Source organism: Brevundimonas aurantiaca, assembly GCF_014199955.1.
Classification (GTDB): domain Bacteria; phylum Pseudomonadota; class Alphaproteobacteria; order Caulobacterales; family Caulobacteraceae; genus Brevundimonas; species Brevundimonas aurantiaca.
The window spans coordinates 199,307-220,084 of the sequence record NZ_JACHOQ010000003.1 but is presented as its reverse complement, the minus strand read 5'-3'; the positions used below and the strand labels follow the sequence as shown (position 1 = coordinate 220,084).

22 protein-coding genes are annotated in these 20,778 nt (G+C 67.0%); 13 read left to right on the top strand and 9 right to left on the bottom strand.

The genetic code is table 11. From position 1 onward, the window contains the following. Nucleotides 1-5: 5 nt before the first annotated feature. From coaE to GGQ93_RS08545, 4 genes are read right to left on the bottom strand one after another with little or no spacing between them, the layout of a single operon-like run. Nucleotides 6-656, bottom strand: coding sequence for a dephospho-CoA kinase (gene coaE, locus GGQ93_RS08560; RefSeq protein ID WP_183216396.1), 651 nt, complete (start codon nucleotides 654-656; stop codon nucleotides 6-8). Then, on the bottom strand, nucleotides 653-1,483 hold the full coding sequence (locus GGQ93_RS08555) for a shikimate dehydrogenase family protein (RefSeq protein ID WP_183216394.1): 831 nt from the start codon (nucleotides 1,481-1,483) through the stop codon (nucleotides 653-655). Before GGQ93_RS08555 ends, coaE begins: the two co-directional genes overlap by 4 nt. Continuing rightward, entirely contained in the window at nucleotides 1,480-2,076 is a 597-nt protein-coding gene (locus GGQ93_RS08550; protein WP_224764341.1) for a Maf family protein, read from the bottom strand. The genes GGQ93_RS08555 and GGQ93_RS08550 overlap by 4 nt, the downstream gene beginning before the upstream one ends. After that, nucleotides 2,073-2,957 carry a pyruvate, water dikinase regulatory protein gene (locus GGQ93_RS08545; RefSeq protein WP_054764409.1) on the bottom strand — a complete coding sequence of 295 codons (885 nt, stop codon included), beginning with the start codon at nucleotides 2,955-2,957 and terminating at the stop codon, nucleotides 2,073-2,075. Before GGQ93_RS08545 ends, GGQ93_RS08550 begins: the two co-directional genes overlap by 4 nt. Nucleotides 2,958-3,417: 460 nt before the next feature. Between GGQ93_RS08545 and hemE the strand changes: the two genes are divergently transcribed. The 11 genes from hemE (at nucleotide 3,418) to GGQ93_RS08490 (ending at nucleotide 13,835) form a co-directional block, all read left to right on the top strand. Then, nucleotides 3,418-4,488, top strand: a complete 1,071-nt coding sequence (gene hemE, locus GGQ93_RS08540) for a uroporphyrinogen decarboxylase (protein ID WP_224764342.1) — start codon at nucleotides 3,418-3,420, stop codon at nucleotides 4,486-4,488. Beyond that, complete coding sequence (gene hemH / locus GGQ93_RS08535; RefSeq protein ID WP_183216392.1) at nucleotides 4,485-5,546, top strand: ferrochelatase; 1,062 nt, start codon at nucleotides 4,485-4,487, stop codon at nucleotides 5,544-5,546. Before hemE ends, hemH begins: the two co-directional genes overlap by 4 nt. Next, nucleotides 5,543-6,010 (top strand): CopD family protein, encoded by a 468-nt coding sequence (locus tag GGQ93_RS08530; protein ID WP_054764412.1) that lies wholly within the window; start codon nucleotides 5,543-5,545, stop codon nucleotides 6,008-6,010. Before hemH ends, GGQ93_RS08530 begins: the two co-directional genes overlap by 4 nt. A gap of 200 nt (nucleotides 6,011-6,210) precedes the next feature. Continuing rightward, a complete protein-coding gene (rho, locus tag GGQ93_RS08525; protein ID WP_054764413.1) occupies nucleotides 6,211-7,629 on the top strand; it encodes a transcription termination factor Rho in 1,419 nt (472 codons plus the stop codon). A gap of 43 nt (nucleotides 7,630-7,672) precedes the next feature. Then, nucleotides 7,673-7,897 (top strand): DUF6489 family protein, encoded by a 225-nt coding sequence (locus tag GGQ93_RS08520; protein WP_183216390.1) that lies wholly within the window; start codon nucleotides 7,673-7,675, stop codon nucleotides 7,895-7,897. A 39-nt stretch (nucleotides 7,898-7,936) separates the two neighbouring features. Continuing rightward, nucleotides 7,937-9,250 carry a tRNA uridine-5-carboxymethylaminomethyl(34) synthesis GTPase MnmE gene (mnmE, locus tag GGQ93_RS08515; RefSeq protein WP_183216388.1) on the top strand — a complete coding sequence of 438 codons (1,314 nt, stop codon included), beginning with the start codon at nucleotides 7,937-7,939 and terminating at the stop codon, nucleotides 9,248-9,250. A gap of 114 nt (nucleotides 9,251-9,364) precedes the next feature. Next, nucleotides 9,365-11,245: a tRNA uridine-5-carboxymethylaminomethyl(34) synthesis enzyme MnmG gene (gene mnmG, locus GGQ93_RS08510; RefSeq protein WP_183216385.1), complete on the top strand. Its 1,881-nt coding sequence runs from the start codon at nucleotides 9,365-9,367 to the stop codon at nucleotides 11,243-11,245. A gap of 14 nt (nucleotides 11,246-11,259) precedes the next feature. Further along, nucleotides 11,260-11,877, top strand: coding sequence for a 16S rRNA (guanine(527)-N(7))-methyltransferase RsmG (rsmG, locus tag GGQ93_RS08505; RefSeq protein ID WP_224764343.1), 618 nt, complete (start codon nucleotides 11,260-11,262; stop codon nucleotides 11,875-11,877). Nucleotides 11,878-11,881: 4 nt separating this feature from the next. Continuing rightward, nucleotides 11,882-12,679, top strand: a complete 798-nt coding sequence (locus GGQ93_RS08500) for a ParA family protein (RefSeq protein ID WP_054766787.1) — start codon at nucleotides 11,882-11,884, stop codon at nucleotides 12,677-12,679. 44 nt (nucleotides 12,680-12,723) lie between these two features. Then, nucleotides 12,724-13,605 carry a ParB/RepB/Spo0J family partition protein gene (locus tag GGQ93_RS08495; RefSeq protein ID WP_221233627.1) on the top strand — a complete coding sequence of 294 codons (882 nt, stop codon included), beginning with the start codon at nucleotides 12,724-12,726 and terminating at the stop codon, nucleotides 13,603-13,605. A gap of 26 nt (nucleotides 13,606-13,631) precedes the next feature. Further along, on the top strand, nucleotides 13,632-13,835 hold the full coding sequence (locus GGQ93_RS08490) for a hypothetical protein (protein ID WP_152949262.1): 204 nt from the start codon (nucleotides 13,632-13,634) through the stop codon (nucleotides 13,833-13,835). Between the two features lie 16 nt (nucleotides 13,836-13,851). On the opposite strand, the gene holA is transcribed toward GGQ93_RS08490, so the two are convergent. From holA to GGQ93_RS08470, 4 genes are all read right to left on the bottom strand, one after another. Next, complete coding sequence (holA, locus tag GGQ93_RS08485; RefSeq protein WP_054764417.1) at nucleotides 13,852-14,904, bottom strand: DNA polymerase III subunit delta; 1,053 nt, start codon at nucleotides 14,902-14,904, stop codon at nucleotides 13,852-13,854. After that, on the bottom strand, nucleotides 14,901-15,380 hold the full coding sequence (gene lptE, locus GGQ93_RS08480; RefSeq protein WP_221233626.1) for an LPS assembly lipoprotein LptE: 480 nt from the start codon (nucleotides 15,378-15,380) through the stop codon (nucleotides 14,901-14,903). Before lptE ends, holA begins: the two co-directional genes overlap by 4 nt. Continuing rightward, nucleotides 15,380-17,944 carry a leucine--tRNA ligase gene (gene leuS / locus GGQ93_RS08475; RefSeq protein ID WP_183216383.1) on the bottom strand — a complete coding sequence of 855 codons (2,565 nt, stop codon included), beginning with the start codon at nucleotides 17,942-17,944 and terminating at the stop codon, nucleotides 15,380-15,382. The genes lptE and leuS overlap by 1 nt, the downstream gene beginning before the upstream one ends. Nucleotides 17,945-18,162: 218 nt before the next feature. After that, a complete protein-coding gene (locus GGQ93_RS08470; protein ID WP_183216381.1) occupies nucleotides 18,163-18,615 on the bottom strand; it encodes a DUF3576 domain-containing protein in 453 nt (150 codons plus the stop codon). A gap of 358 nt (nucleotides 18,616-18,973) precedes the next feature. Here GGQ93_RS08470 and GGQ93_RS08465 point away from each other — a divergent pair, with 358 nt between their 5' ends. Then, a complete protein-coding gene (locus tag GGQ93_RS08465) occupies nucleotides 18,974-19,366 on the top strand; it encodes an NtrZ family periplasmic regulatory protein (protein WP_152949265.1) in 393 nt (130 codons plus the stop codon). Here GGQ93_RS08465 and GGQ93_RS08460 read toward each other — a convergent pair. Further along, complete coding sequence (locus GGQ93_RS08460; RefSeq protein ID WP_182714495.1) at nucleotides 19,356-20,012, bottom strand: thiamine phosphate synthase; 657 nt, start codon at nucleotides 20,010-20,012, stop codon at nucleotides 19,356-19,358. The two genes, GGQ93_RS08465 and GGQ93_RS08460, sit on opposite strands and share 11 nt — an antisense overlap. On the opposite strand from GGQ93_RS08460, the gene GGQ93_RS08455 reads away from it, so the two are divergent. Then, on the top strand, nucleotides 20,011-20,751 hold the full coding sequence (locus GGQ93_RS08455; RefSeq protein ID WP_183216379.1) for a YggS family pyridoxal phosphate-dependent enzyme: 741 nt from the start codon (nucleotides 20,011-20,013) through the stop codon (nucleotides 20,749-20,751). The two genes, GGQ93_RS08460 and GGQ93_RS08455, sit on opposite strands and share 2 nt — an antisense overlap. Nucleotides 20,752-20,778: the final 27 nt, after the last annotated feature.

Genomic DNA, 20,778 nt, shown 5'->3' with positions numbered 1-20,778 from the left:
GCGCCTTAATGGCCCCGTTCGTCAGACGGTGAAAGAGCCCCCGCGCGGCGACGGGGAGATATCCACGCCGGATCCAGCACAGTCTGAACCACAGCGGCGACCTCGGCTCGGGCAGGCTCCAGGCCGTGGCCGGTGTCGATAACGAAGTCGGCGCGGGCGCGTTTTTCCGCGTCGGGCAGCTGGCGGGCCAGGATGGCCTCGAACCGGTCGCGGGTCATGCCGGGGCGGGCCAGAACCCGTTCGGCCTGGATCTCCGGATCGGCGGTGACCACGACCACGGCGTCGACATGGGCGTCGCCGCCGGTTTCGAACAGCAGAGGAATGTCCAGGACCGCCAGCCTGACCCCCATGGCCCGGGCCGCCGCCAGGTCGCCCGCCCGGCCCTGGGCCACCAGGGGATGGACGATGGCTTCCAGCCGCCGGAAGGCGGTTTCGTCCCGCCCCAGGGCCTCGGCCAGGCGGACGCGGTCCACGGCGCCGTCCACGACCACGCCGGGAAAGGCCGCGCCGACCGGCTCGACCGCCGCGCCGCCGGGGGCGTAGAGGCGGTGCACGGCGTCATCGGCGTTCCAGACCACGGCGCCCAGGTCGGCGAACATTGCGGTCGTCGTCGACTTGCCCATGCCGATGGAACCCGTCAGGCCGAGCAGGATCATGCCGTCTGATCCATATGGGCGGTCAGCAGGGCGCGCAGATCCAGCGGCGGGGGCGGTCGGCGGAACAGGGCCCGGAACGAGGGCGCCGCCTGGCCGATCAGCATGGCCAGGCCGTCGACCGTCGGCAGGCCCCGCACCCGCGCCGCCGCCAGGAAGGGGGTGGTCAGGGGCTTGTAGGTCATGTCCATCATCACCGTGCCGGGGGCGACGGCGTCGAAATCGAAATCCGGCTGGACGCTGAGGGCGTTGATGACCAGGGCGGCGCCGTCCAGGGCCTCAGACACGGCCATGACGCGGACCGAGGCGCCGAGATCGGCCGCCAGGGCCTCGGCCCGGTCGCGCGAGCGGTTTACGATCCGAACCTGGGCGCCCGCCTCGACCAGGGCGCCGGCGCCGGCCCGCGCCGCGCCGCCCGCGCCCAGGAGGACGACCGGACGGCCCTTCAGCGCCAGATCCGGCGCCTGCTCCTTCAGCCCCAGCATCAGGCCGACGCCGTCCGAACTGTCGGCCGAGACCCGGCCGGCGTCGAAGGTCAGGATGTTGGCGGAGGCGGTCAGCCGGGCCGCCGCCGTGGCCTGGTCGGCCAGGGCGAAGGCCTGTTCCTTGAACGGGGCGGTGACGTTCAGGCCCTGGATCAGGCCAGACCGGCCGGCCGCGACCAGGGCCTCGAACCCCGCCGCATCGGCGGGGGCGAAGGGGACATAGGCGCCGTCGATGTCCCCGGCCGCCAGCCAGGCGTTGTGGATGACGGGGCTGAGGGAATGGGCCACCGGATTGCCGGCGATCCCGGCGACCAGGGCGGCGCCGGTAATGCGATGACGGCTCATGCGGACAGGACCCCGACGCGACGCAGCTCGGTCAGGACCGGCCAGAGCGGCAGGCCCAGGACGGTGAAATAGTCGCCGTCCACCGCCTCGAACAGCTGGGCGCCCAGTCCCTCCAGCCGGTAGGAGCCGACACAGGCCAGCAGGGCCTCGCCCTCTGCGGCCAGATAGGCGTCCAGAAAGGCGTCGGAGAAGTCGCGCATCCGCATCTCGACCGTGTCCACGCCCGACCAGACGATCTCGCCCTTGATCGCCAGGGCGGCGCCGGAATGGAGATGGTGGGTGCGACCACGCATCGATTCCAGCCGCGCGCGGGCGGCCTCGAGCGATTGGGCCTTGGAGACCAGGCCCCCGTCGAAGGCCAGGGTCTGGTCCGAGCCGAGAACCCAGGCGGTCGGATCGTCGCGCGAAACCGCCAGGGCCTTGGCCTCAGCCAGACGCACCGCGAGGGCGGCCGGGTCCAGATCGGTCGAGACGGCCTTGATCGCCGCCTCGTCCACATCGGCGACGCGGATGTCGAAAGGCACGCCGGCGTTTTCCAGCATGGCCCGGCGGGCGGCGCTCTTGGACGCCAGAATCAGGGTCTCGGCCGTCACCAGCTGGTTCCGATCTTATGGGTGCGGTGCTCGCTCAGCAGATTGGTGATGGCGGCCGCCGTCTCCTCCACCGAACGCCGGGTGACATCGATCGTGGGCCAGCCCCGCCGAGCGAAGGCGCGCTTGGCCTTGATCGTCTCCTCTCGAACCGCGTCCTGGTCCGTATAGCTGGACGACTGGTTGGCGTTCAGGTTTTCGATCCGGTTGCGGCGGATCTGGACCAGCCGGTCGGGCGAGACGGTCAGGCCGATGACCAGGGGATTCTTCAACTGGGTCAAGCGCTCGCCGTCCTCCTGGCCCGGCACCAGGGGCACATTGGCCGCGCGGATGCCGCGATGGGCCAGATAGATGCAGGTCGGAGTCTTGGACGTTCGGCTGACGCCGCACAGCACGACGTCGGCGCCCTCCAACTGCTCCAGGGTGCCCTGACCGTCGTCATAGGCCATGGCGAAATCGAGCGCGGCGATCCGATTGAAATAGTCGTGATCCAGAGCATGCTGGGCCCCGACGCGGGTCGAGAGGGCCGCCGCGCCGAGATAGCGGGACATGGCCCCGACGAGGGGGTCAAGGGCGCCGATCTGGGGCATTTCCAGCCGGCGACATCCCTCCTCCAACTGTTCGCGCAGCTGGCGGTCGACTAGAGTATGCAGCACCACCCCCGGCGCGGCCTCCACCTCCTGCAGAACCCGGTCCATCTGCTTTTCCGAGCGGACCAGGGCGTAGATATGTTCGATCGGAATGACGCCGTCGAACCGCGCCGTCACCGCCTTGGCCATCGCGTTCAGGGTCTCGCCGGTCGAGTCCGACACCAGATGCACGTGAAAATAGGTGGCCAGGCGGGCAGGGCCGGGGCGGGCGGCGGCGGGTCGCGCAGGACTCATTCGGGGATCGTCTCTCTGTTGAAGGACGGGTCGCGCCCTGGGGATGGCTGGGGACCGTCCGGGCGTTTCTCTCCTTAGACCCAGACGGCGACGGCGGCGAGCGGGGATGAGGGTGGACGACGAAAACCCTCCGGCCCCGGTTCATCCCAAGGCGGAAAACCGTTTTCCGCCTCTTTGTGGAAAATCCTAATGAAGGGTTAACACCGGTTTACCTCGTTCACAGGCCGAACGCCCCGCAAAGCCTTTGCCGTTAAGGTTTCATTAGGGATTGTCCACCGGCCGTATAATCCTGTTCCGCATCCCCGAAGGCGCCTGGAGGCGCGTGGATATCCGCTTTTGTTCCGCCACAGCCGCCGCATTCATCCCCGCCGTTCCACCGCCCTACCTGCCACTACGAATCTTTTAATTCTTAACTTGATTAGGGATTGAGAGCGGGGGGCTGTGACCTTAATCGTCCGGCATGACCGATCCGACCCAGAACGCCGTTCAGACGCCCCAAGAGGCGCCGATGATGATCCGGGCTCTCCGAGGAGAGACGCTGGATCGACCGCCGGTCTGGTTCATGCGTCAGGCGGGACGGTATCTGCCCGAGTATCGCCGACTGAGGGCCGAGGCGCCGGATTTCATCAGTTTTTGCCTGAACCCGGAAATGGCCGCCGAGGCGACGCTCCAGCCGATGCGTCGGTTCGGCTTCGATGCGGCCATCGTATTCGCCGACATCCTGCTGATCCCCCAGGCCCTGGGTCAGGACGTGTGGTTCGAGACGGGGGAGGGACCGCGTCTAGGCGCCATGCCCATTCCGGGCCGGATGATGGAGTTGGCCGCCGGAGCGGGCGAGCACCTGTCCGCCGTGGGCGAAACCCTGTCGATCGTGCGCGCGGCGCTCGAGCCGGAGCGGGCCCTGATCGGTTTCGCCGGCGCGCCCTGGACCGTGGCCACCTATATGCTGGACGGCGAAGCCCGGACCATCGGCAAGGGCGAGCGGGCGGCGGCGCGGACCTACGCCTATGCCGATCCCAGGCGGGTGGATGAGACACTGGAGGTACTGGTCGAGGCGACGGCCCGGTATCTGAAGATGCAGGCCGACTCTGGCGCCCAGGTGCTGAAGATCTTCGAGAGCTGGGCCGAGGGCCTGCCCGACGATCTGTTCGAAAGGCTGGTCCTGAATCCCCACCAGGCGCTTGTGAAGCGCACGCGGGAGTTGGGCGTCACCGTGCCCCTGATCGGCTTCCCACGGGGCTCTGCAGCCCTGGCGGAGCGGTATGCCCAGGCGGTCGAGGTCGATGCGGTCGCCCTGGACACCGCCTGTCCGCTGGAAGTCGGCAGACGGGTGCAGCAGATCAAGCCGATCCAGGGCGCCCTGGACCCCCTGCTGCTGCGCGCCGGGGGCGAACTGTTGGACCGCCGGGTGGATCAGCTGATAGAGGCATGGGGCCAGGGGCCGTGGGTGTTCAACCTGGGTCATGGCATATTGCCCGACGTGCCCATCGACCATGTCGAACAGGTTCTGAAAAGGATCGGCGCCCAATGACCCAACCCTTGCCGGGCCGCCGCATCGCGGTGGTGCTGTTCAATCTGGGCGGACCCGACGATCAGGCTTCGGTGAAGCCCTTCCTGTTCAATCTGTTCAATGATCCGGCCATCATCGGCCTGCCGGGGATCGTGCGAACGCCCCTGGCGAAGCTGATCTCCAGCCGGCGGGAGGCGAGCGCCCAGGCCAACTACTCCCTGATGGGAGGCGGGTCGCCCCTGCTGCCTGGAACCCGGCTGCAGGCCGAGGCCCTGGAGGCGGTGCTGAACGCCCGGTTGGCCGGGGACGAGGTCCGGGTCTTCATCGCCATGCGCTACTGGCGGCCGCTGACCGATCAGACGGCGGTCGAGGTGGCGGCCTTCGCGCCCGACGAGGTGGTGCTGCTGCCCCTCTATCCGCAGTTTTCGACGACGACGACCCAGTCCTCGCTGAAGATCTGGAACGAGACCTATGCCGGGTCGGGCGTCAGCCGGACGGTCTGCTGTTATCCTCGCGCCGACGGCTGGGTCGAGGCCCAGGCCCAGGCGATCGCATCCAAACTGGATGAGGCGGGCGACGGACCGGTGCGGGTGCTGTTCTCGGCCCACGGCATCCCGGAGAAGTTGGTCAGCGGCAAGGGCGACCCCTATCAGGAACAGGTCGAGACGACCGTCGCCGCCGTGGTCGCCGCCATCGAGCGCGACCGGGGCCCCATCGACCATGCCCTCTGCTACCAGAGCCGCGTCGGACCGATGAAATGGCTGGGGCCGTCCACGCCTGAGGCGATCGAACAGGCCGGCCGCGACGGGGTCGGGGTGGTCATCACCCCCATCGCCTTTGTCTCCGAACACATCGAGACCCTGGTCGAGCTGGACATCGAATACGGCGAACTGGCCCATGATAAGGGGGTCAGTCCCTATCTGCGCGCGCCGGCGGTCGGCACTGCGCCCGTCTTCATCGAGGCCCTGGCGGCGGCGACGATCGACGCCCTGGGCCGCACGGGGGTCGCTCCCTTCGGTCTGGGCTGTCAGACGGACTGGAAGGCCTGTCCCTGTCGTAACGAAAGGAGCGCAGCGTGAACCTGTACGATCTGGCCCGGGGCCTGCACATACTGGCGGTGATCGCCTGGATGGCGGGTCTGCTGTTCCTGCCGCGGCTCTATGCTTATGACGTCGAGCAGAACGCCAAGCCCGAGCCCCTGCGCGGCGAGATGCAGGCCCTGCTGAGGCTGTGGCAGACGCGGCTGCTGCGCATCATCCTGAACCCGGCCATGATCCTGGCTTGGGGCTTCGGCCTGTGGCTGATCCATATCGACGTCTCGGCGCGGGGGGCGGCGCTTCTGGCCGAGCCGTGGATGGTGGCCAAACTGATCGGCGTCCTGCTGTTGAGCGGCTGGCACGGCTTCCTGGCGGCGCAGCGCAAGAAGATCGCGGCGGGGACGTCGAAATATTCCGGCAAGTTCTGGCGGATGACGAACGAGGTCCCGTTCGTCCTGGCCATCATCATGGTGCTGTCGGTCACCACGGAGTGGACGTTCGGGTGAGCGGCTCCGCTTGACCTGACCTCTCGCCTGTGGTTCCGCTGGTGGTGAACCGTTCGGTCCGTCCAGCGGTCCCTCTCTTTTCGCGACGCCCGCCGGTTCGACCAGCGGGAGACCGTCGTGCCCCCCTTCGGCCGAAAGGCCAGACATTTCCAGAGACCTGACGCCGTGCGGTTCCGTGCGCGCGTCCGCGAGCCTGTATCATGACCGACGTCACCGACACTCCCGAGACCGAAATCGAGGCCGAAGCCCCGACCCATCACGGCGCCGCGCATGAGGCCGGCGAGGCGGCGGGCGCAGACTCGGGCGTGGACACTACGGCGGACGAGGATGAGGACGGCGAGCCCGTGGTGCCGAACGGCCGGATCACCCTGGCCGAGTTGAATGAGAAGACCCCGGCCGACCTGGTCGCCTTCGCCGAACAGCTGGAGGTCGAGAACGCCTCCAACCTGCGCAAACAGGATCTGCTCTTCGCCATCCTGAAGGCCCTGGCTGAGGAAGAGGTCGAGATCATCGCCGACGGCGTGTTGGAAATCCTTCCCGACGGGTTCGGCTTCCTGCGCAGCCCGGACGCCAACTATCTGCCCGGCCCGGACGACGTCTATGTGTCGCCGTCCCAGATCCGCCGCTTCGGCCTGCGCTCGGGCGATACGGTCCACGGCGCCGTGCGGGCGCCGCGCGAGGGCGAGCGCTATTTCGCCCTGCTGAAGGTCGACACCATCAATCTCGAAGACCCTGAGATGGTGAAGACCAAGGTTCTGTTCGACAACCTGACGCCCCTCTATCCGGAGGAGCGGCTGCACATGGAAATCCAGGATCCGACCCTGAAGGACCGTTCGGGTCGGGTCATCGACATCGTCGCCCCCCTGGGCAAGGGCCAGCGCTGCCTGATCGTGGCACCGCCGCGGGTCGGCAAGACGGTGATGCTGCAGAATATCGCCAAGTCGATCGAGCGGAACCACCCGGAGGTCTTCCTGATCGTCTTGCTGATCGACGAACGGCCGGAAGAGGTCACCGACATGCAGCGGACCGTCAAGGGCGAGGTCGTGGCCTCGACCTTCGACGAGCCGGCCACGCGCCACGTCGCCGTCGCCGAGATGGTGATCGAAAAGGCCAAGCGCCTGGTCGAGCACAAGAAGGACGTGGTGATCCTGCTGGACTCCATCACCCGCCTGGGCCGGGCTTACAACGCCACCGTCCCGTCGTCGGGCAAGGTGCTGACCGGGGGCGTGGACGCCAACGCCCTGCAACGGCCCAAGCGCTTCTTCGGCGCGGCGCGGAATGTGGAGCAGGGCGGGTCTCTGACCATCATCGCCACGGCCCTGATCGACACCGGCAGCCGGATGGACGAGGTGATCTTCGAAGAGTTCAAGGGCACCGGCAACTCGGAAATCGTGCTGGACCGCAAGGTGGCCGACAAGCGCATCTTCCCCGCCATTGACGTGTTGAAGTCCGGCACCCGCAAGGAAGACCTGATCACGCCGAAGGACCAGCTGGCCAAGACCTATGTGCTGCGCCGCATTCTGAATCCGATGGGTCCGCAGGACGCGATCGAATTCCTGCTCGACAAGCTGCGTCAGTCGAAGAACAACGCGGACTTCTTCCAGTCGATGAACACCTGATCCGTCATCTGATGGTTTCACGTGAAACAGGAGGCACGGCGTCATGAAGGTTCAAATCGAGATCGATTGCACTCCGGCGGAGGCGCGCGCCTTTCTGGGGCTGCCTGACGTCGCCCCGCTGAACGCAGCCATGGTGGCCGAGATGACCAAGCGGATGGAAGCCAATATCGCCGCCATGCAACCGGACGAACTGCTGAAGACTTGGACCAGTTTCGGCCTTCAGGCGCAGGATCAGTTCCGGAGATTGATGGAAGCGGCGGTGAAGTGAGCGACAGGTTTCTCCGCAGTTGGAGAAGCCCCTGCGACCATGACTCAGGACACCATCTTCGCCCTCGCCACTCCGCCCGGCCGGGGCGCCATCGCCGTCTTGCGTCTTTCGGGGCCGGCCGTCGGGCCGACGCTGAAAGCCCTGGGCGCGGGGGGATTGAAGCCGCGGCTGGCCTCGGTCCGGGAGCTGAATCATGATGGCGTCGCCATTGATCAGGCCCTGGTCCTACGGTTCGTCGGACCCCATTCCTATACGGGCGAGGACGCAGCCGAACTTCATCTGCACGGCGGCCGTGCGGTGGTCGAAGCGGCCAGTCGCGCCCTGATCGCCTTGGGACTGCGACCCGCCGAGCCGGGTGAGTTCACCCGCCGCGCCTTTCAGAACGGCCGGATGGATCTGGCCCAGGCGGAGGCGGTGGCCGATCTGATTGATGCGGAGACGGTGGCCCAGGCGAGACAGGCTCTGGGTCAGCTGGACGGGAAGCTCAGCCAAACCTACGCCGGTTTCCGTCGCGACCTGCTGAAGGCCCTGGCCCTGGTCGAGGCCGAGATCGACTTTCCCGATGAGGAGGTGCCGGACAATCTGGCGCGGACGGCGGGGCCAGTGCTTGAGCAGCTGGCGCGCGATCTGCATCGCGCCGTCGAGGATGGGGCGCGGGGAGAGCGCGTTCGGGACGGCTATCGCATCGTGCTGATCGGTGAGACCAACGCCGGTAAGTCGTCGCTGTTCAACGCCCTGATCCAGCGCGAGGCGGCGATCGTCACGCCGATCGCCGGGACGACGCGCGATGTTCTGGACGCCGAACTGGTGATCGGCGGCTATGCCGTCACCCTGTCCGATACGGCCGGATTGAGAGACAGCGACGACCCGGTAGAGGCGGAAGGGGTTCGGCGCGCGCGGGCGCGCGCAGAGGGGGCGGATCTGAGGCTATGGGTTCGAGCGCCCGGCGATGTGGAAGGCGTGGCGGCGGACTATGTTCGGTCGGGTGATCTGATCGTGGCCAATAAGAGCGACCTCGCATCGGCCGATATCCGCTCCCAAGGCTGGGATCAGATCGCCGTAAGTAGTCATACCGGCGCAGGCCTGGGTGAGCTTCATGACTGGATCGCCGCGCGATTGGAGCGAGATCTTTCGGGGGCGGACTTCCCGGCGATCACGCGCGAACGGCATCGGCTACGGCTGAGCGAGGCGCTTTCGGATGTAAAGGTGGGCCTGAGGGCGCTGGAGGTCTCGCCTGAAATGGCGGGCGACGATCTGCGCCGGGCCGCGCGAGCCCTTTCACGCGTGACCGGCGAGATCGGGGTCGAAGAGGTGTTGGGCGAGGTGTTCTCGACCTTCTGCATCGGCAAGTAATACCGATGTTTCACGTGAAACGCCTTAAGTAGGACTACGTTCAGCGAACCCTGTCGTGGCCGTTGCGCGCGCTCGCCTCTGGCGAAATCCGGCTTTTTGGCCTATGTGGCGCCCATGATCCCCACAAGCGACAATTCGTTCGACGTCGTCGTCATCGGCGGCGGCCACGCCGGCTGTGAAGCCGCCGCCGCCTCTGCACGCGCGGGGGCCCGAACCCTGCTTCTGACCCATAAGTTGGAGACCATCGGCGAAATGTCCTGCAACCCCGCTATCGGCGGCCTGGGCAAGGGGCATCTTGTGCGTGAGATCGACGCCATGGACGGGATCATGGGCCGTCTGGCGGACGCCTCGGGCATCCAATTCCGGCTGCTGAACCGGTCCAAGGGCGCCGCCGTCCGGGGGCCGCGCAGCCAGATCGACCGACGCCTGTATCGGGAAGCCATGCAGGCGGAGCTGGCCCAGACGGCGAACCTGACGCTGATGGCCGGCACTGCGGAGCGGCTGATCCTGGACGGCGACCGCGTTACGGGCGTCATTACCGGCGTGGGGGAGGGGATTCGGGCCGCTGCTGTCGTCCTGACGACCGGCACCTTCCTGAACGGCGTCATTCATCGGGGCGAGGAGCGTATTCCGGCAGGCCGGCACGGCGAGGCGCCGTCGACGGGTCTGGCCGTTGATCTGCACGCCGCCGGCCTGACCATGGGCCGGTTGAAGACCGGCACGCCCGCGCGACTGGATGGGCGGACCATCGCCTGGGACCGGCTGGAGATGCAGGAGGCCGACGAAACCCCCAGCGCCTTCTCCTTTCTGACGGATCGGATCACCGTTCCTCAGATCGCCTGCGGTGTCACCCACACGACCGAACAGACCCATCGCCTCATCGCCGAGAACCTGGGTGAGAGCGCAGTCTATGGAGGGCGTCTGTCCGGGCGCGGCCCCCGCTACTGCCCCTCGATTGAGGACAAGGTCGTGCGGTTCGCCGACAAGACCAGCCATCAGATCTTCCTTGAACCGGAAGGTCTGGATGATCCGACCGTCTATCCCAACGGGATTTCGACCTCCGTATCCGAAGCCACCCAGCAGGCCTTCCTGCGGACCATCCCCGGTTTGGAGACTGTTGAGGTCTTCCGTTACGGCTATGCGATCGAATACGACTATGTCGATCCGCGCGAACTGACGGCCGCCCTTGAGGTCAAGAAGAGACCGGGTCTCTATCTGGCCGGCCAGATCAATGGGACGACCGGATATGAGGAGGCGGCGGCCCAGGGCTTGATGGCCGGGCTGAACGCCGCTCGGGCGGCGGCGGGTCAAGACCCAGTGATCCTGGGTCGGGACCAAGCCTATATCGGCGTCATGGTGGATGATCTGGTGACGCGCGGCGTAACCGAACCCTATCGCATGTTCACCAGCCGGGCTGAATACCGTCTGACGCTGCGAGCCGACAATGCGGATCAGCGGCTGACGCCGCTGGCGATGCAGCTGGGGATCGTCGGCTCCGACAGGGCGGCGCGCTTCTCGGACAAGGCCGGCGCCTTGGCCCTGGCGAGCCGTGTTTCACGTGAAACGCTTTTCACGCCGAAAGAGGCCAATGCCCTGGGCATTCCCGTGAACGCCGACGGCCGTCGCCGCTCCATGCGTGAACTGCTCGCCTTTCCGGGCGTCACTCTGCAACAGTTCATGCCGACCATTCCGGCCATCGCGGACTGGACGCCTGAAGTCCGCGAGCAGATCGAAATCGACGCCGGCTACGCCAACTATCTCGATCGCCAGGCGATCGACGCCCAGGCCCTGCGCTCCGAGGAGGATCTGATCCTGCCAGCCGATCTCGACTATGGCGGCGTCGGCAGCCTGTCCAATGAGGTGCGCGAGAAGCTCAGCCGCATCAGGCCCCGCACTCTCGGCCAGGCGGGGCGTATCGAGGGCATGACGCCGGGCGCCCTGACGGCCCTGCTGGCCCATGTCAAAAAGTCGCCCAAGGTCGTGGCGGTCGCCTGATGCTGGAAGGGGAGATGGCCGCCTTCCAGCGCAAGGCCGGTGCTTCAGAGGAGCAGATGGCCGATCTGGAGGCCTTTCGCCTGCGGTTGGGCGAGGCGAACGCGGTGATGAATCTCGTTGGGCCGGACAGCCTTCCGGATTTTTGGAACCGCCATGCCTGGGACAGCGCGCAACTGCTGCAAATGGCCCCTACGGCGCGCAGTTGGGCGGACCTCGGCGCCGGCGCGGGTTTTCCCGGCGTGGTCCTGGCGATCTTGCTGAAAGGACGATCGGACGCCCGGGTCTGGTTGATCGACAGCCTGGGCAAACGCTGCCGGTTTCTGCAGGAGGCGGTCGATGCTCTGGCCTTGCCCGCCACGGTGATCAACGGTCGCGCCGAAGATCAGACCATAAAATGCGACGTGGTGACCGCTCGCGCCGTGGCCCCAATGGAGCGGCTGCTGGGTTATGCACAGCCCTACTTTGAAAGGGGTGCACAAGGTCTGTTCCTCAAGGGGGAAAGGGTCGAATCCGAGTTGATCGAGGCCCGTAAATCCTGGCATTTCGAGGCTGAACTGGCCCCGTCGCAAAGCGACCCGCGCGGCCGCATCGTGACCGTCCGGAGTGTTCGTCGTGCCCGTTCCAAGCACTAACAAACTGCCTGCCCGTGTTCTCGCCGTCTCCAACCAGAAGGGCGGCGTGGGCAAGACCACGACGGCGATCAATCTGGGAACCGCCCTGGCCGCTATCGGAAAGCGGGTGCTGATCGTCGACATGGACCCCCAGGGCAATGCCTCGACCGGTTTGGGCGTTCCACGTGAAACACGACGGGTCACCATCTATGATGTGGTGGTGGATCAGCGCTCTATCGAAGACGCCGCCGTCCAGACCACTGTTCCGGGGCTCTGGATCGTCCCTGCCGATGCGGACATGTCTGGGGTCGAGATCGAGTTGAGCCAGGCGGATCGGCGATCCTATCGCTTGAGGGACGCTCTTCGGCAGCATGACGACGGCCCTACCGCGTATGACTATGTGCTGATCGACTGTCCGCCGTCGCTGAACCTGCTGACCCTGAACGCCATGGCGGCAGCGGATGCGGTTCTTGTGCCGCTCCAATGCGAGTTCTTTGCGCTTGAAGGGCTCAGCCAGTTGATGCGGACCATCGACATGGTCAAACAGAGCCTGAACCCGTCTCTCGAAATCCAGGGGCTGGTGCTGACGATGTTCGATCGGCGGAGCGCCCTGTCGGGCCAGGTCGCCAATGACGTGCGCGCCCATTTTGGCGACAAGGTCTACGACAGCGTCATCCCGAGAAATGTTCGGGTCGCCGAGGCGCCGTCGTTCGGAAAGCCCGCCCTGATCTATGATCTCAAATGCGCCGGCAGTCAGGCCTATCTGCGCCTGGCCAAGGAAGTGGTGAAGCGCGAACGCCAGCGCCAGAAGCTGGCCGCCTGAACGGCCGCTACACGCCTGATTAGAAGAAGAAACGGAACAGTATTTTGGCTGAACGACAAAGAGGTCTGGGCCGCGGCCTGTCGGCCCTGATGGGCGAGAACATCGAGGCGCCGACGGCGCCCAACGCCGCCATGCCTTCGGGCGTGCAGCGCGTGCCGATCGAGAGTTTGAAGCCCAATCCCGATCAGCCGCGGAAAATCTTCACCCAGGAACAGCTGGATGAATTGACGGCCTCCATCCGTGACAAGGGGGTGCTTCAGCCGATTCTGGTCCGCACCCATCCCAAGGAGGAGGGGGTCTGGCAGATTATCGCCGGTGAGCGCCGCTGGCGCGCTTCCCAGGCGGCCCGGCTGACGGAGGTGCCGATCGTCGTCCATGAAATGGATGACGTCGAGGTTTACGAAGTCGCCATCATCGAGAACGTCCAGCGCGCCGATCTGAATCCGCTGGAAGAAGCCGACGCCTATCGGATGCTGATGGAGCGGTTCGGCCGCACCCAGGATCAGGTCGCCGGCATCGTCGGCAAGAGCCGCAGCCATGTGGCCAACACCCTGCGTCTGCTGCAACTGCCTGAAGAAGTGCTGTGGTACGTACGGAACGGCAAGTTGACGGCCGGCCATGCCCGCGCCCTGGTGACGGCGCCCAACGCCGGCGCCCTGGCCGAGCAGGCCTATAATGAGGGGCTGAACGTTCGCCAGGTCGAGGCCCTGGCTCGCCGCGCCGCCGAGGGCCCCAAACCGGTTAAGGCCAAGCCTGCGCCCAGCGAGGAAGGAACGGCCGACGTCGCCGCCCTGCAACAGGATTTGGCCGACGCCCTGGGCCTGTCCGTTCAGTTGAACGACCGCGCAGGCAAGGGCGAGCTGACCATTCGCTACGGCTCCCTGGAACAGCTCGACGACCTGTGCCGTCGATTGATGCGCGGCTGAGCCCCGCGATGTGCTAGACAGGTGGAATGACCGATAATGTTCCGCCGCCAACCGCCGCCGAAAATCTGAAACAGGCGCTGGCCGCCAAAAAGGCGCGCCGGCAGGGCGGAGCGGGCCAGGGTTTCGCCGGTCCAGCCGGCGCTCCGTCCGCCGGCGACGAGCGCAGCGTGGCCGCCCGCAACATGGCCCTGGCCAAGCCCGCCTTCCGCAAGGCGTCAAAGCGAGGCTGAGCCGCAGCAGCCCCGCTCAAAGCCCCAGACGCTTAGCCCGTCCGGCGATCTCCAGCAGCAGGCGTTCGGCGATCAGCTGGTCGGGCATGCCGGTCGTCTTGGTGGCGACGTCGGCGGTGTTGACGCTGTCGAGCACCTCGTCCAGCGCCTCCAGACGCCAGGCGCGGGCCTGACGCAGCATTTCCGCCTCCTGTTTCCAGAAGACGCCCGCCGCCTTGGCGGCCTCCTTGGCGCCGGCGCCGTTGGCCTGAAGAATATTGATCCGCCGCAGCCGCCCCAGATGCAGGGCGGCGGACCGGACCGCCAGGACCGAGGATTCGCCCTCTGCGAAGGCGCGACGCAGACCCGCTTGAGCCGGACCGGGCCGCCCGCCGAAGGCCTGAAGCGCGGCGTCGGACAGGGAGGCGTCCGGCTCGACCCCCAGATGCTGGTCCAGAAGCTCGCTGTCGATCGTCCGCCCGGAACCGGGACCGATGAACAGGGCCAGGCGTTCGATCTCCTGGCGCATCAGACCCCGCTCACGCGGCAGGCGAGCCACGAAACGATCGAGGGCGTCGGCGGTCAGACCCACCTTGTCGGCCGCCAGGGCCTCGCGAGTCATGCGGGCGACGTCGCCGGTCTCGTCTTCATAGCAGACGATGCCGACGGCGCCGGCCTCCTTCTCGGCGGTCTTGCGCAGGGCGGAGTCACGGCCCAGCTGGTCGGCCTCGACCACCAGCATGGCGTCGGGATTATAGCCGCCCTCGGCATGGATCTTGACGGCGGCGGCCACCGCCTTGTCCACTCCGGGTTTCAGCGCCGACAGCCGGATCCGCACCAGACGGCGCCCGCCCATCAGGGACATGGCCGTCAAGGCCTCTTCAAGCTTGCTTTCTTCGCTGTCGATGTCGCTGTCGGTCAGGACGGTGACGTTGAAAGGGTCGTTCAGGTCCGGGGTGATCGCCCTGCACAGGATCTCGGCCCGTTCGGCGACGCCCGACCGATCCTTGCCGTGGATCACCGCTGCTCGGATCGCCGGATCGGGCGCCTTCAGAAAGCGGTCGATCTCGGGGCGTTTGGCCAGAATCACCGGTTCGACAGGGCCTGCATCAGGTCCAGCCGGATCAGACGCGCCAGTTCGGCGGCCGCGCGTTCTTCACCGTCCTGCTGGGCGGCGATGGCGGCATAGGGCTGGTCGTCGGCGGCGTAGGTGGTGGTGACGGTCTCCACCCCGGTCGTGGGCGCGCCTCCCGCGATGGGCGTCAAGGTCCAGGTCGCCTTGACCGTCAGCTCATAGCGGGTGGCGGTGTCGTCGATCCGGCGCCCCAGGGGCCGCCGGTTTTGTTCGACACGGGTCGTCAGCCGGTAAAGCGGCGCCGCAGACCGGTCCCAGGCCAGGGCGTCCTCCAGCTGTTCACGCAGGCGATAGCCCAGTCGGTCGTCCTGGGCCGTCACCGCGATCCGGCGCAGGGGCGAGCCCATGCCCGGCTCGGCGTACATGGGCGTAAAGCCGCAGGCGGAGAGCGCCAGGACGCTTAGTAGGGCAAGACTGGTTGGGACGCGCATCAGCCGGCCACCAGATTGACGATCCGGTCCTTGACCACGACGATCTTCTTCACGCTCAGACCCTCCAGACGCGCCTTAACCGTCTCGTCGGCCAGAACCAGGGCCTCGACCTCGGCCGGCTCCATGCCGCGCGCGACGCGGATTTCCGCCCGACGCTTGCCGTTGATCTGGATGGGCAGAACCACCTCGTCGTCGGCCGCGAGCGCAGCGTCCCACACCGGCCAGGGCGCGTCCAGAACCATCCCGTCCTCTCCCAACCGGGTCCAGCACTCCTCGGCCAGGTGGGGGGTGAAGGGGGCGATCAGGCGCGCCAGGGCCGACAGGGCCTGACGCTTGGCCTCGCCGCCCGCCTGGGCGCTGTCACGCACCGTGGCGACGAAGGCGTAGAGCTTGGCGATGGCCGAGTTGAAGCGGAAGCCTTCGACTCCCTCGGACACGGCCTTGATGGCCTTGTGGGTCTCTCGCAGCAGTTCGGCGTTGGCCTTGTCCTCGCCGACGAAGCCGGGGTCATAGGCGTCGAACAGGCTCCAGGTCCGCTGCACGAACCGGCTGGCGCCCTCGACCCCGCCCGGCGTCCATTGCACGTCCCGCTCGGGCGGGCTGTCGGACAGGACGAACAGACGGCCGGCGTCGACCCCGTGGCTTTCCAGGATTTCCTGAGGCGCGACGACGTTCTTCTTGGACTTGGACATCTTCTCGATGTCGCCGATCGACAGGCGGGCGCCGTTCGACAGGCGGGTGGCCACCCGCTGGCCGTCGACCGTCTCGACGCGGACGTCGGTGGGTTCGACCCAGCGCGGCTTTCCGACCTCGTCCTGGCCTTCGAAATAGGTCTCGTGGACCACCATCCCCTGGGTGAACAGGCCCGAAAACGGCTCCTTCACCGCCAGCATGCCGGCGTCCGACAGGGCGCGGGTGATGAACCGGGCGTACAGCAGGTGCAGGACCGCGTGCTCGACCCCGCCGATATACTGATCCACCGCCAGCCAGCGGTTCGCCGCCTCGGTGTTGATCGGCTCGGCCGCCTTCGGGTCGGTGAAGCGGGCGAAATACCAGCTGGAGTCGACGAAGGTGTCGAGCGTGTCGGTCTCGCGCGTCGCATCCTGGCCGCACGACGGGCATTTGACGTGTTTCCAGGTCGGATGGCGGTCCAGCGGATTGCCGGGCACGTCGAAGGTCACATCCTCGGGCAGTTCGACCGGCAGCTGATCCGCCGGAACCTCCACCGGGCCGCAGGACGGGCAGTGGATGATCGGGATGGGGCAGCCCCAGTAGCGCTGGCGTGACACGCCCCAGTCGCGCAGCCGATAGATGGTCGCGCCCTGGCCGGTCCCGGCCGCCTCGACGCGGCGGATCGCCTCGGCCTTGGCGGTTTCGATGTCCAGTCCGTCCAGGAAGTCGGAATGGAAGATGGAGCCGGGGCCCGTATAGGCCTCGTCGCCCACGGCGAAGTCGTCGCCGGCGCCCTCGGGGCGGACCACCGGGATCACCGGCAGGTCGTATTTGCGGGCGAAGTCCAGGTCGCGCTGGTCATGGGCCGGGCAGGCGAAGATGGCGCCCGTGCCGTATTCCGACAGGATGAAGTTGGCGATCCAGACGGGGATTTCGGCGCCGGTGAAGGGATGCAGAACCTTCAGACTCGTGTCCCAGCCGATCTTTTCGGCCTGTTCGATCTCGGCCTGGGAGGCGCCGCCCTTGCGGCATTCGGCGACGAAGTCGGCGACGCGCGGATCGGCCTCGGCCAGTTGCTTCGAGATCGGGTGATCCGGAGCCAGGCCCAGGAAGCTGGCGCCGAACAGGGTGTCGGGCCGGGTGGTGTAGATTTCGACGCCGGTCTCGTAGCCGGCGGGGGCCTGGCCGGAGAAGGCCCAGGTCATCTGCAGTCCCTTGGACCGCCCGATCCAGTTCTCCTGCATCAGCCGAACCTTCTCGGGCCAGCGATCCAGGGTCTTCAGCCCGTCGATAAGGTCGTCGGCATAGTCGGTGATGCGCAGGAACCACTGGTTCAGTTTGCGCTTCTCGACCACGGCGCCGGAACGCCAGCCGCGCCCGTCGATCACCTGCTCATTGGCCAGGACGGTGTTGTCGACCGGGTCCCAGTTGACCACCCCGTCCTTGCGATAGACCAGACCGCGCCGATAAAGCTCCAGGAACCAGGCCTGCTGCTTGCCGTAGTATTCCGGGTCGCAGGTGGCGAATTCGCGCGACCAGTCCAGCGACAGGCCCAGCAGTTTCAGCTGCTCGCGCATGTTGGCGATGTTGGAATAGGTCCAGCCCTTCGGGTGGATGCCGCGTTCCATGGCCGCATTCTCGGCCGGCATGCCGAAGGCGTCCCAGCCCATCGGGTGCAGGACGTCATAGCCTTGCGCGCGCTTGGACCGCGCCACCACGTCGCCCATCACATAGTTGCGGGCGTGGCCCATGTGGATGTTGCCCGAAGGATAGGGGAACATCTCCAGCACATAGTACTTCGGCCGGCCGGTATCCTTGGTCACAAAGGCGGCGGCTTCGGCCCAGCGGGCCTGCTGGCGGGGTTCGGCGGTCTTGGGTTCGTAACGGGCCACGGTCGTCCTGAAGTCAAAAGGGCGCTGCCGCCCTCCCGGCTCACTAGCCCGAAGGACGACAGCGCCCAAGCAGATTTGCGCTCAAACCGCCCTCTGAGCGGCGCCAGGCGCAAAAGGGTGCTCAAGTAGCCCGAAGGGCGGTAGCACCAAAAAAGCGCTCAAACAGCCCGAAGGGCGGTAGAACCTACAGGGAAAGCTAAAGCAGGCGTTAGCCTGCTTTAGCCCGCATTAGACAGGTTCAGCTGGCGCGCCTTGGTCAGGATGGCGTTTTCCAGGTCCGCCTCGGTCTGGGCGGCGACCGGAGCGGCGGTCCACTGACCGTCGGCGCCCTTGATCTCCTTGGTCACGGTCACGTTCAGCGCATCGGCGCGCAGGCGAGTGTCCAGGATGAAGACGGTGGCCTTGAAACGCTCGTTCGGCGTCTGGGGGTTGATGTACCAGTCATAGTTGATGACCCCGCCCCACGGATCGGCGGTCAGCAGGGGCATGAAGCTGAGGGTGTCCAGCGAGGCGCGCCAAAGATAGCCGTTGACGCCGATGCCCTGCTGGACGTCCGTCTTGGCCTTCTTCTTGCCGTTTCCGACAAAGGGGAGGCTGGAACAGGCGCTCAGGGCCAAGCCTGAGACCAAGGCGACAGCGACGCCGCGAACCAGGGCCTTGTTGAGGCTCATCAAGGAAGTCTCCGTAAACTCAGGGACGTGAAGGCCCTCGCCCCCACGCGCGCGCGGCGTCGCTCTGACGGTCTGCGCCGTTGCGCTGTTCTATAACACGGGCAAAAGGGGCGATGACAAGGCGAACTCGGCCGTGAGACGTCGCGGGAGCGGTCTCGCGGCGGAGGAGAGGACGGTTTTGGCCAGAATCTCGTGACGCTTGAGCCACATCGCGGTGCAACAATGCGGAGGAACCCCGCCCCGGCGCCAACGTTGCGTTGACCGGAAGCGCCCCCGGTGTCTAATCGCGGCGTTCACGGCCCAAAGCGCCGGGGCAGGGTTGAAGGCGTCGCCGTCGGCGGCGTTCGAAGGGTTTGGAATGCGTTTCGGCGGTTTCTCGGCTGGACTGGTTGCGGCGACGGCTGTGCTTGCCGCCACGCCTGTGCTTGCGCAGAGCGCAGCGTCACGCAGTTCGAGCCTGTCCCTGTCGGAAGCCCAGTCGGCTCAGCGCCACGCCCCCGCGCAGCAGCGTCGCGGCCTGCGTCTGAACGACAGCGGACGCTGGGCCCTGGATTTCAATCTGAACCAGCCTGTGGGCCGCGAGACGGACTGGGGAGACGTCGAAGCCGGCGCCTATTACCGGCTCAACGACCGTCTGCGCGTCGGCGCCGCTGCGGCTGTGGCCTCGCCGGAGGCTGATCCTGCCCGAGCGCCGGAAACCAGCGCCCGCACCCAGCCCCGCGTCCGTCTGGAAACAATCTTTAAGTTCTGACGCCGCCGAAGGCGGACTGGATCGTCTCCACCGCCGCCAGGCCGCAGGCGCCCGATCCCGTCAGCAGCGCAACCCGGTCCGGACGCAATCCACCCAGGGCGTAAACCGGAACCCCGGCGCGTTCGACCAAGGTTTTGAACGCCGCCGCCCCCAGGGCCGGCTTGGTCGCCGACGCGCCCCCAGCCGGAAAGATCGGCGACAGGATCAGGGCCTCCACCCCTGAAGCCGGCGGTTCGGCCCCGTGCCAGGCCGCCGTCAGCCGCCAATCCGGGCGCCGTCTTCGCTCATCGGCGGCGCGATCAGCTTCTCTCTCCGGCAGATGCAGGCCGTCGGCCGATACGGCGTCGGCGAGATCGGCGTCCTTTCCGACCAGAAGTTCAACCCCGGCCTCACGCGTCACGGCGCGCAGACGAAGGCCGATCTCGAGCGCCTGATCGGCGCCGAAGGCGCGATAGACGACGGCCGATCCCGGCGGCAGGCGGGCCGCCGTTTCCCAGGGGCGGGGGGTGCGCGCCGGGTCGGTGAAGAACAGCAGCGGGGGCAGACGCGCCGCCGCCGGGCTGACAGCGGCGGCGGCGCGGTTTAGAGCGGTGGCCGCATCCCAGATCATGCGCGCATCGTCGCTGTAACCGGCCGGCAGGATCATGACCTCTTCTTCTCCCGCTTCGGCGTCTCCGTCCACCGATCCCGCCGCAATCTCCGACAGGCTGGCCGTCGTCCGCGCCCGTATCGCAGAGGCCTGCCGGGACGTCGGGCGCGATCCCGAAACCGTCGTTCTGACCGCCGTCTCCAAGACCCAGCCGCCGGAGGCCATCGCGGCCATGAGGGCGGCGGGCCAGAGGGTGTTCGGCGAAAACCGAGTGCGGGAGGCCCAGGGACGTTGGGCCGAGGGCCTGTACGGCCGCCCCGGCGGAGCGGAGCTGGAGCTGCGTCTGATCGGGCCGCTCCAGACCAACAAGACCGAAGACGCCGTGGCCCTGTTCGACGTCATCGAGACCCTGGACCGGGAGAAGCTGGCGCGCACCCTGGCCGAGGCCGCGGCGAAACGGGGCCGATCGCCGCGTCTGCTGATCCAGGTCAATACGGGGGCGGAGCCGCAGAAGGCCGGCGTCCTGCCCGACGCCGCCGAGGCTCTGATCGCGACGGCGCAGAAGACCTATGGGCTTACGGTCGAGGGGTTGATGTGTATTCCGCCCGCCGATGAGCCGCCTGAACCCCATTTCCGGCTTCTGGCGCGGCTGGCCGAGGACAATGGCCTGTCGGTCCTGTCCATGGGGATGAGCGGCGATTACGAGACGGCGATCCGCTGCGGCGCCACCCATGTCCGGGTGGGAACGGCGTTGTTCGGGGAACGAAAACCATCCGAAACAGTCTCTAGGCCGTAACTCGACGTGAATTCGCACCCCCAAGCC

Coding starts and splice junctions, on each gene's coding strand:
- GGQ93_RS08555 (WP_183216394.1), bottom strand. CDS start 1,483: ATGAGCCGTCATCGCATTACCGGCGCCGCCCTGGTCGCCGGGATCGCC.
- rho (WP_054764413.1), top strand. CDS start 6,211: ATGACCGACGTCACCGACACTCCCGAGACCGAAATCGAGGCCGAAGCC.
- hemE (WP_224764342.1), top strand. CDS start 3,418: ATGACCGATCCGACCCAGAACGCCGTTCAGACGCCCCAAGAGGCGCCG.
- mnmE (WP_183216388.1), top strand. CDS start 7,937: ATGACTCAGGACACCATCTTCGCCCTCGCCACTCCGCCCGGCCGGGGC.
- GGQ93_RS08455 (WP_183216379.1), top strand. CDS start 20,011: ATGACCTCTTCTTCTCCCGCTTCGGCGTCTCCGTCCACCGATCCCGCC.
- rsmG (WP_224764343.1), top strand. CDS start 11,260: ATGGCCGCCTTCCAGCGCAAGGCCGGTGCTTCAGAGGAGCAGATGGCC.
- hemH (WP_183216392.1), top strand. CDS start 4,485: ATGACCCAACCCTTGCCGGGCCGCCGCATCGCGGTGGTGCTGTTCAAT.
- GGQ93_RS08545 (WP_054764409.1), bottom strand. CDS start 2,957: ATGAGTCCTGCGCGACCCGCCGCCGCCCGCCCCGGCCCTGCCCGCCTG.
- mnmG (WP_183216385.1), top strand. CDS start 9,365: ATGATCCCCACAAGCGACAATTCGTTCGACGTCGTCGTCATCGGCGGC.
- GGQ93_RS08460 (WP_182714495.1), bottom strand. CDS start 20,012: ATGATCCTGCCGGCCGGTTACAGCGACGATGCGCGCATGATCTGGGAT.
- GGQ93_RS08490 (WP_152949262.1), top strand. CDS start 13,632: ATGACCGATAATGTTCCGCCGCCAACCGCCGCCGAAAATCTGAAACAG.
- GGQ93_RS08520 (WP_183216390.1), top strand. CDS start 7,673: ATGAAGGTTCAAATCGAGATCGATTGCACTCCGGCGGAGGCGCGCGCC.
- GGQ93_RS08470 (WP_183216381.1), bottom strand. CDS start 18,615: ATGAGCCTCAACAAGGCCCTGGTTCGCGGCGTCGCTGTCGCCTTGGTC.
- GGQ93_RS08465 (WP_152949265.1), top strand. CDS start 18,974: ATGCGTTTCGGCGGTTTCTCGGCTGGACTGGTTGCGGCGACGGCTGTG.
- lptE (WP_221233626.1), bottom strand. CDS start 15,380: ATGCGCGTCCCAACCAGTCTTGCCCTACTAAGCGTCCTGGCGCTCTCC.
- coaE (WP_183216396.1), bottom strand. CDS start 656: ATGATCCTGCTCGGCCTGACGGGTTCCATCGGCATGGGCAAGTCGACG.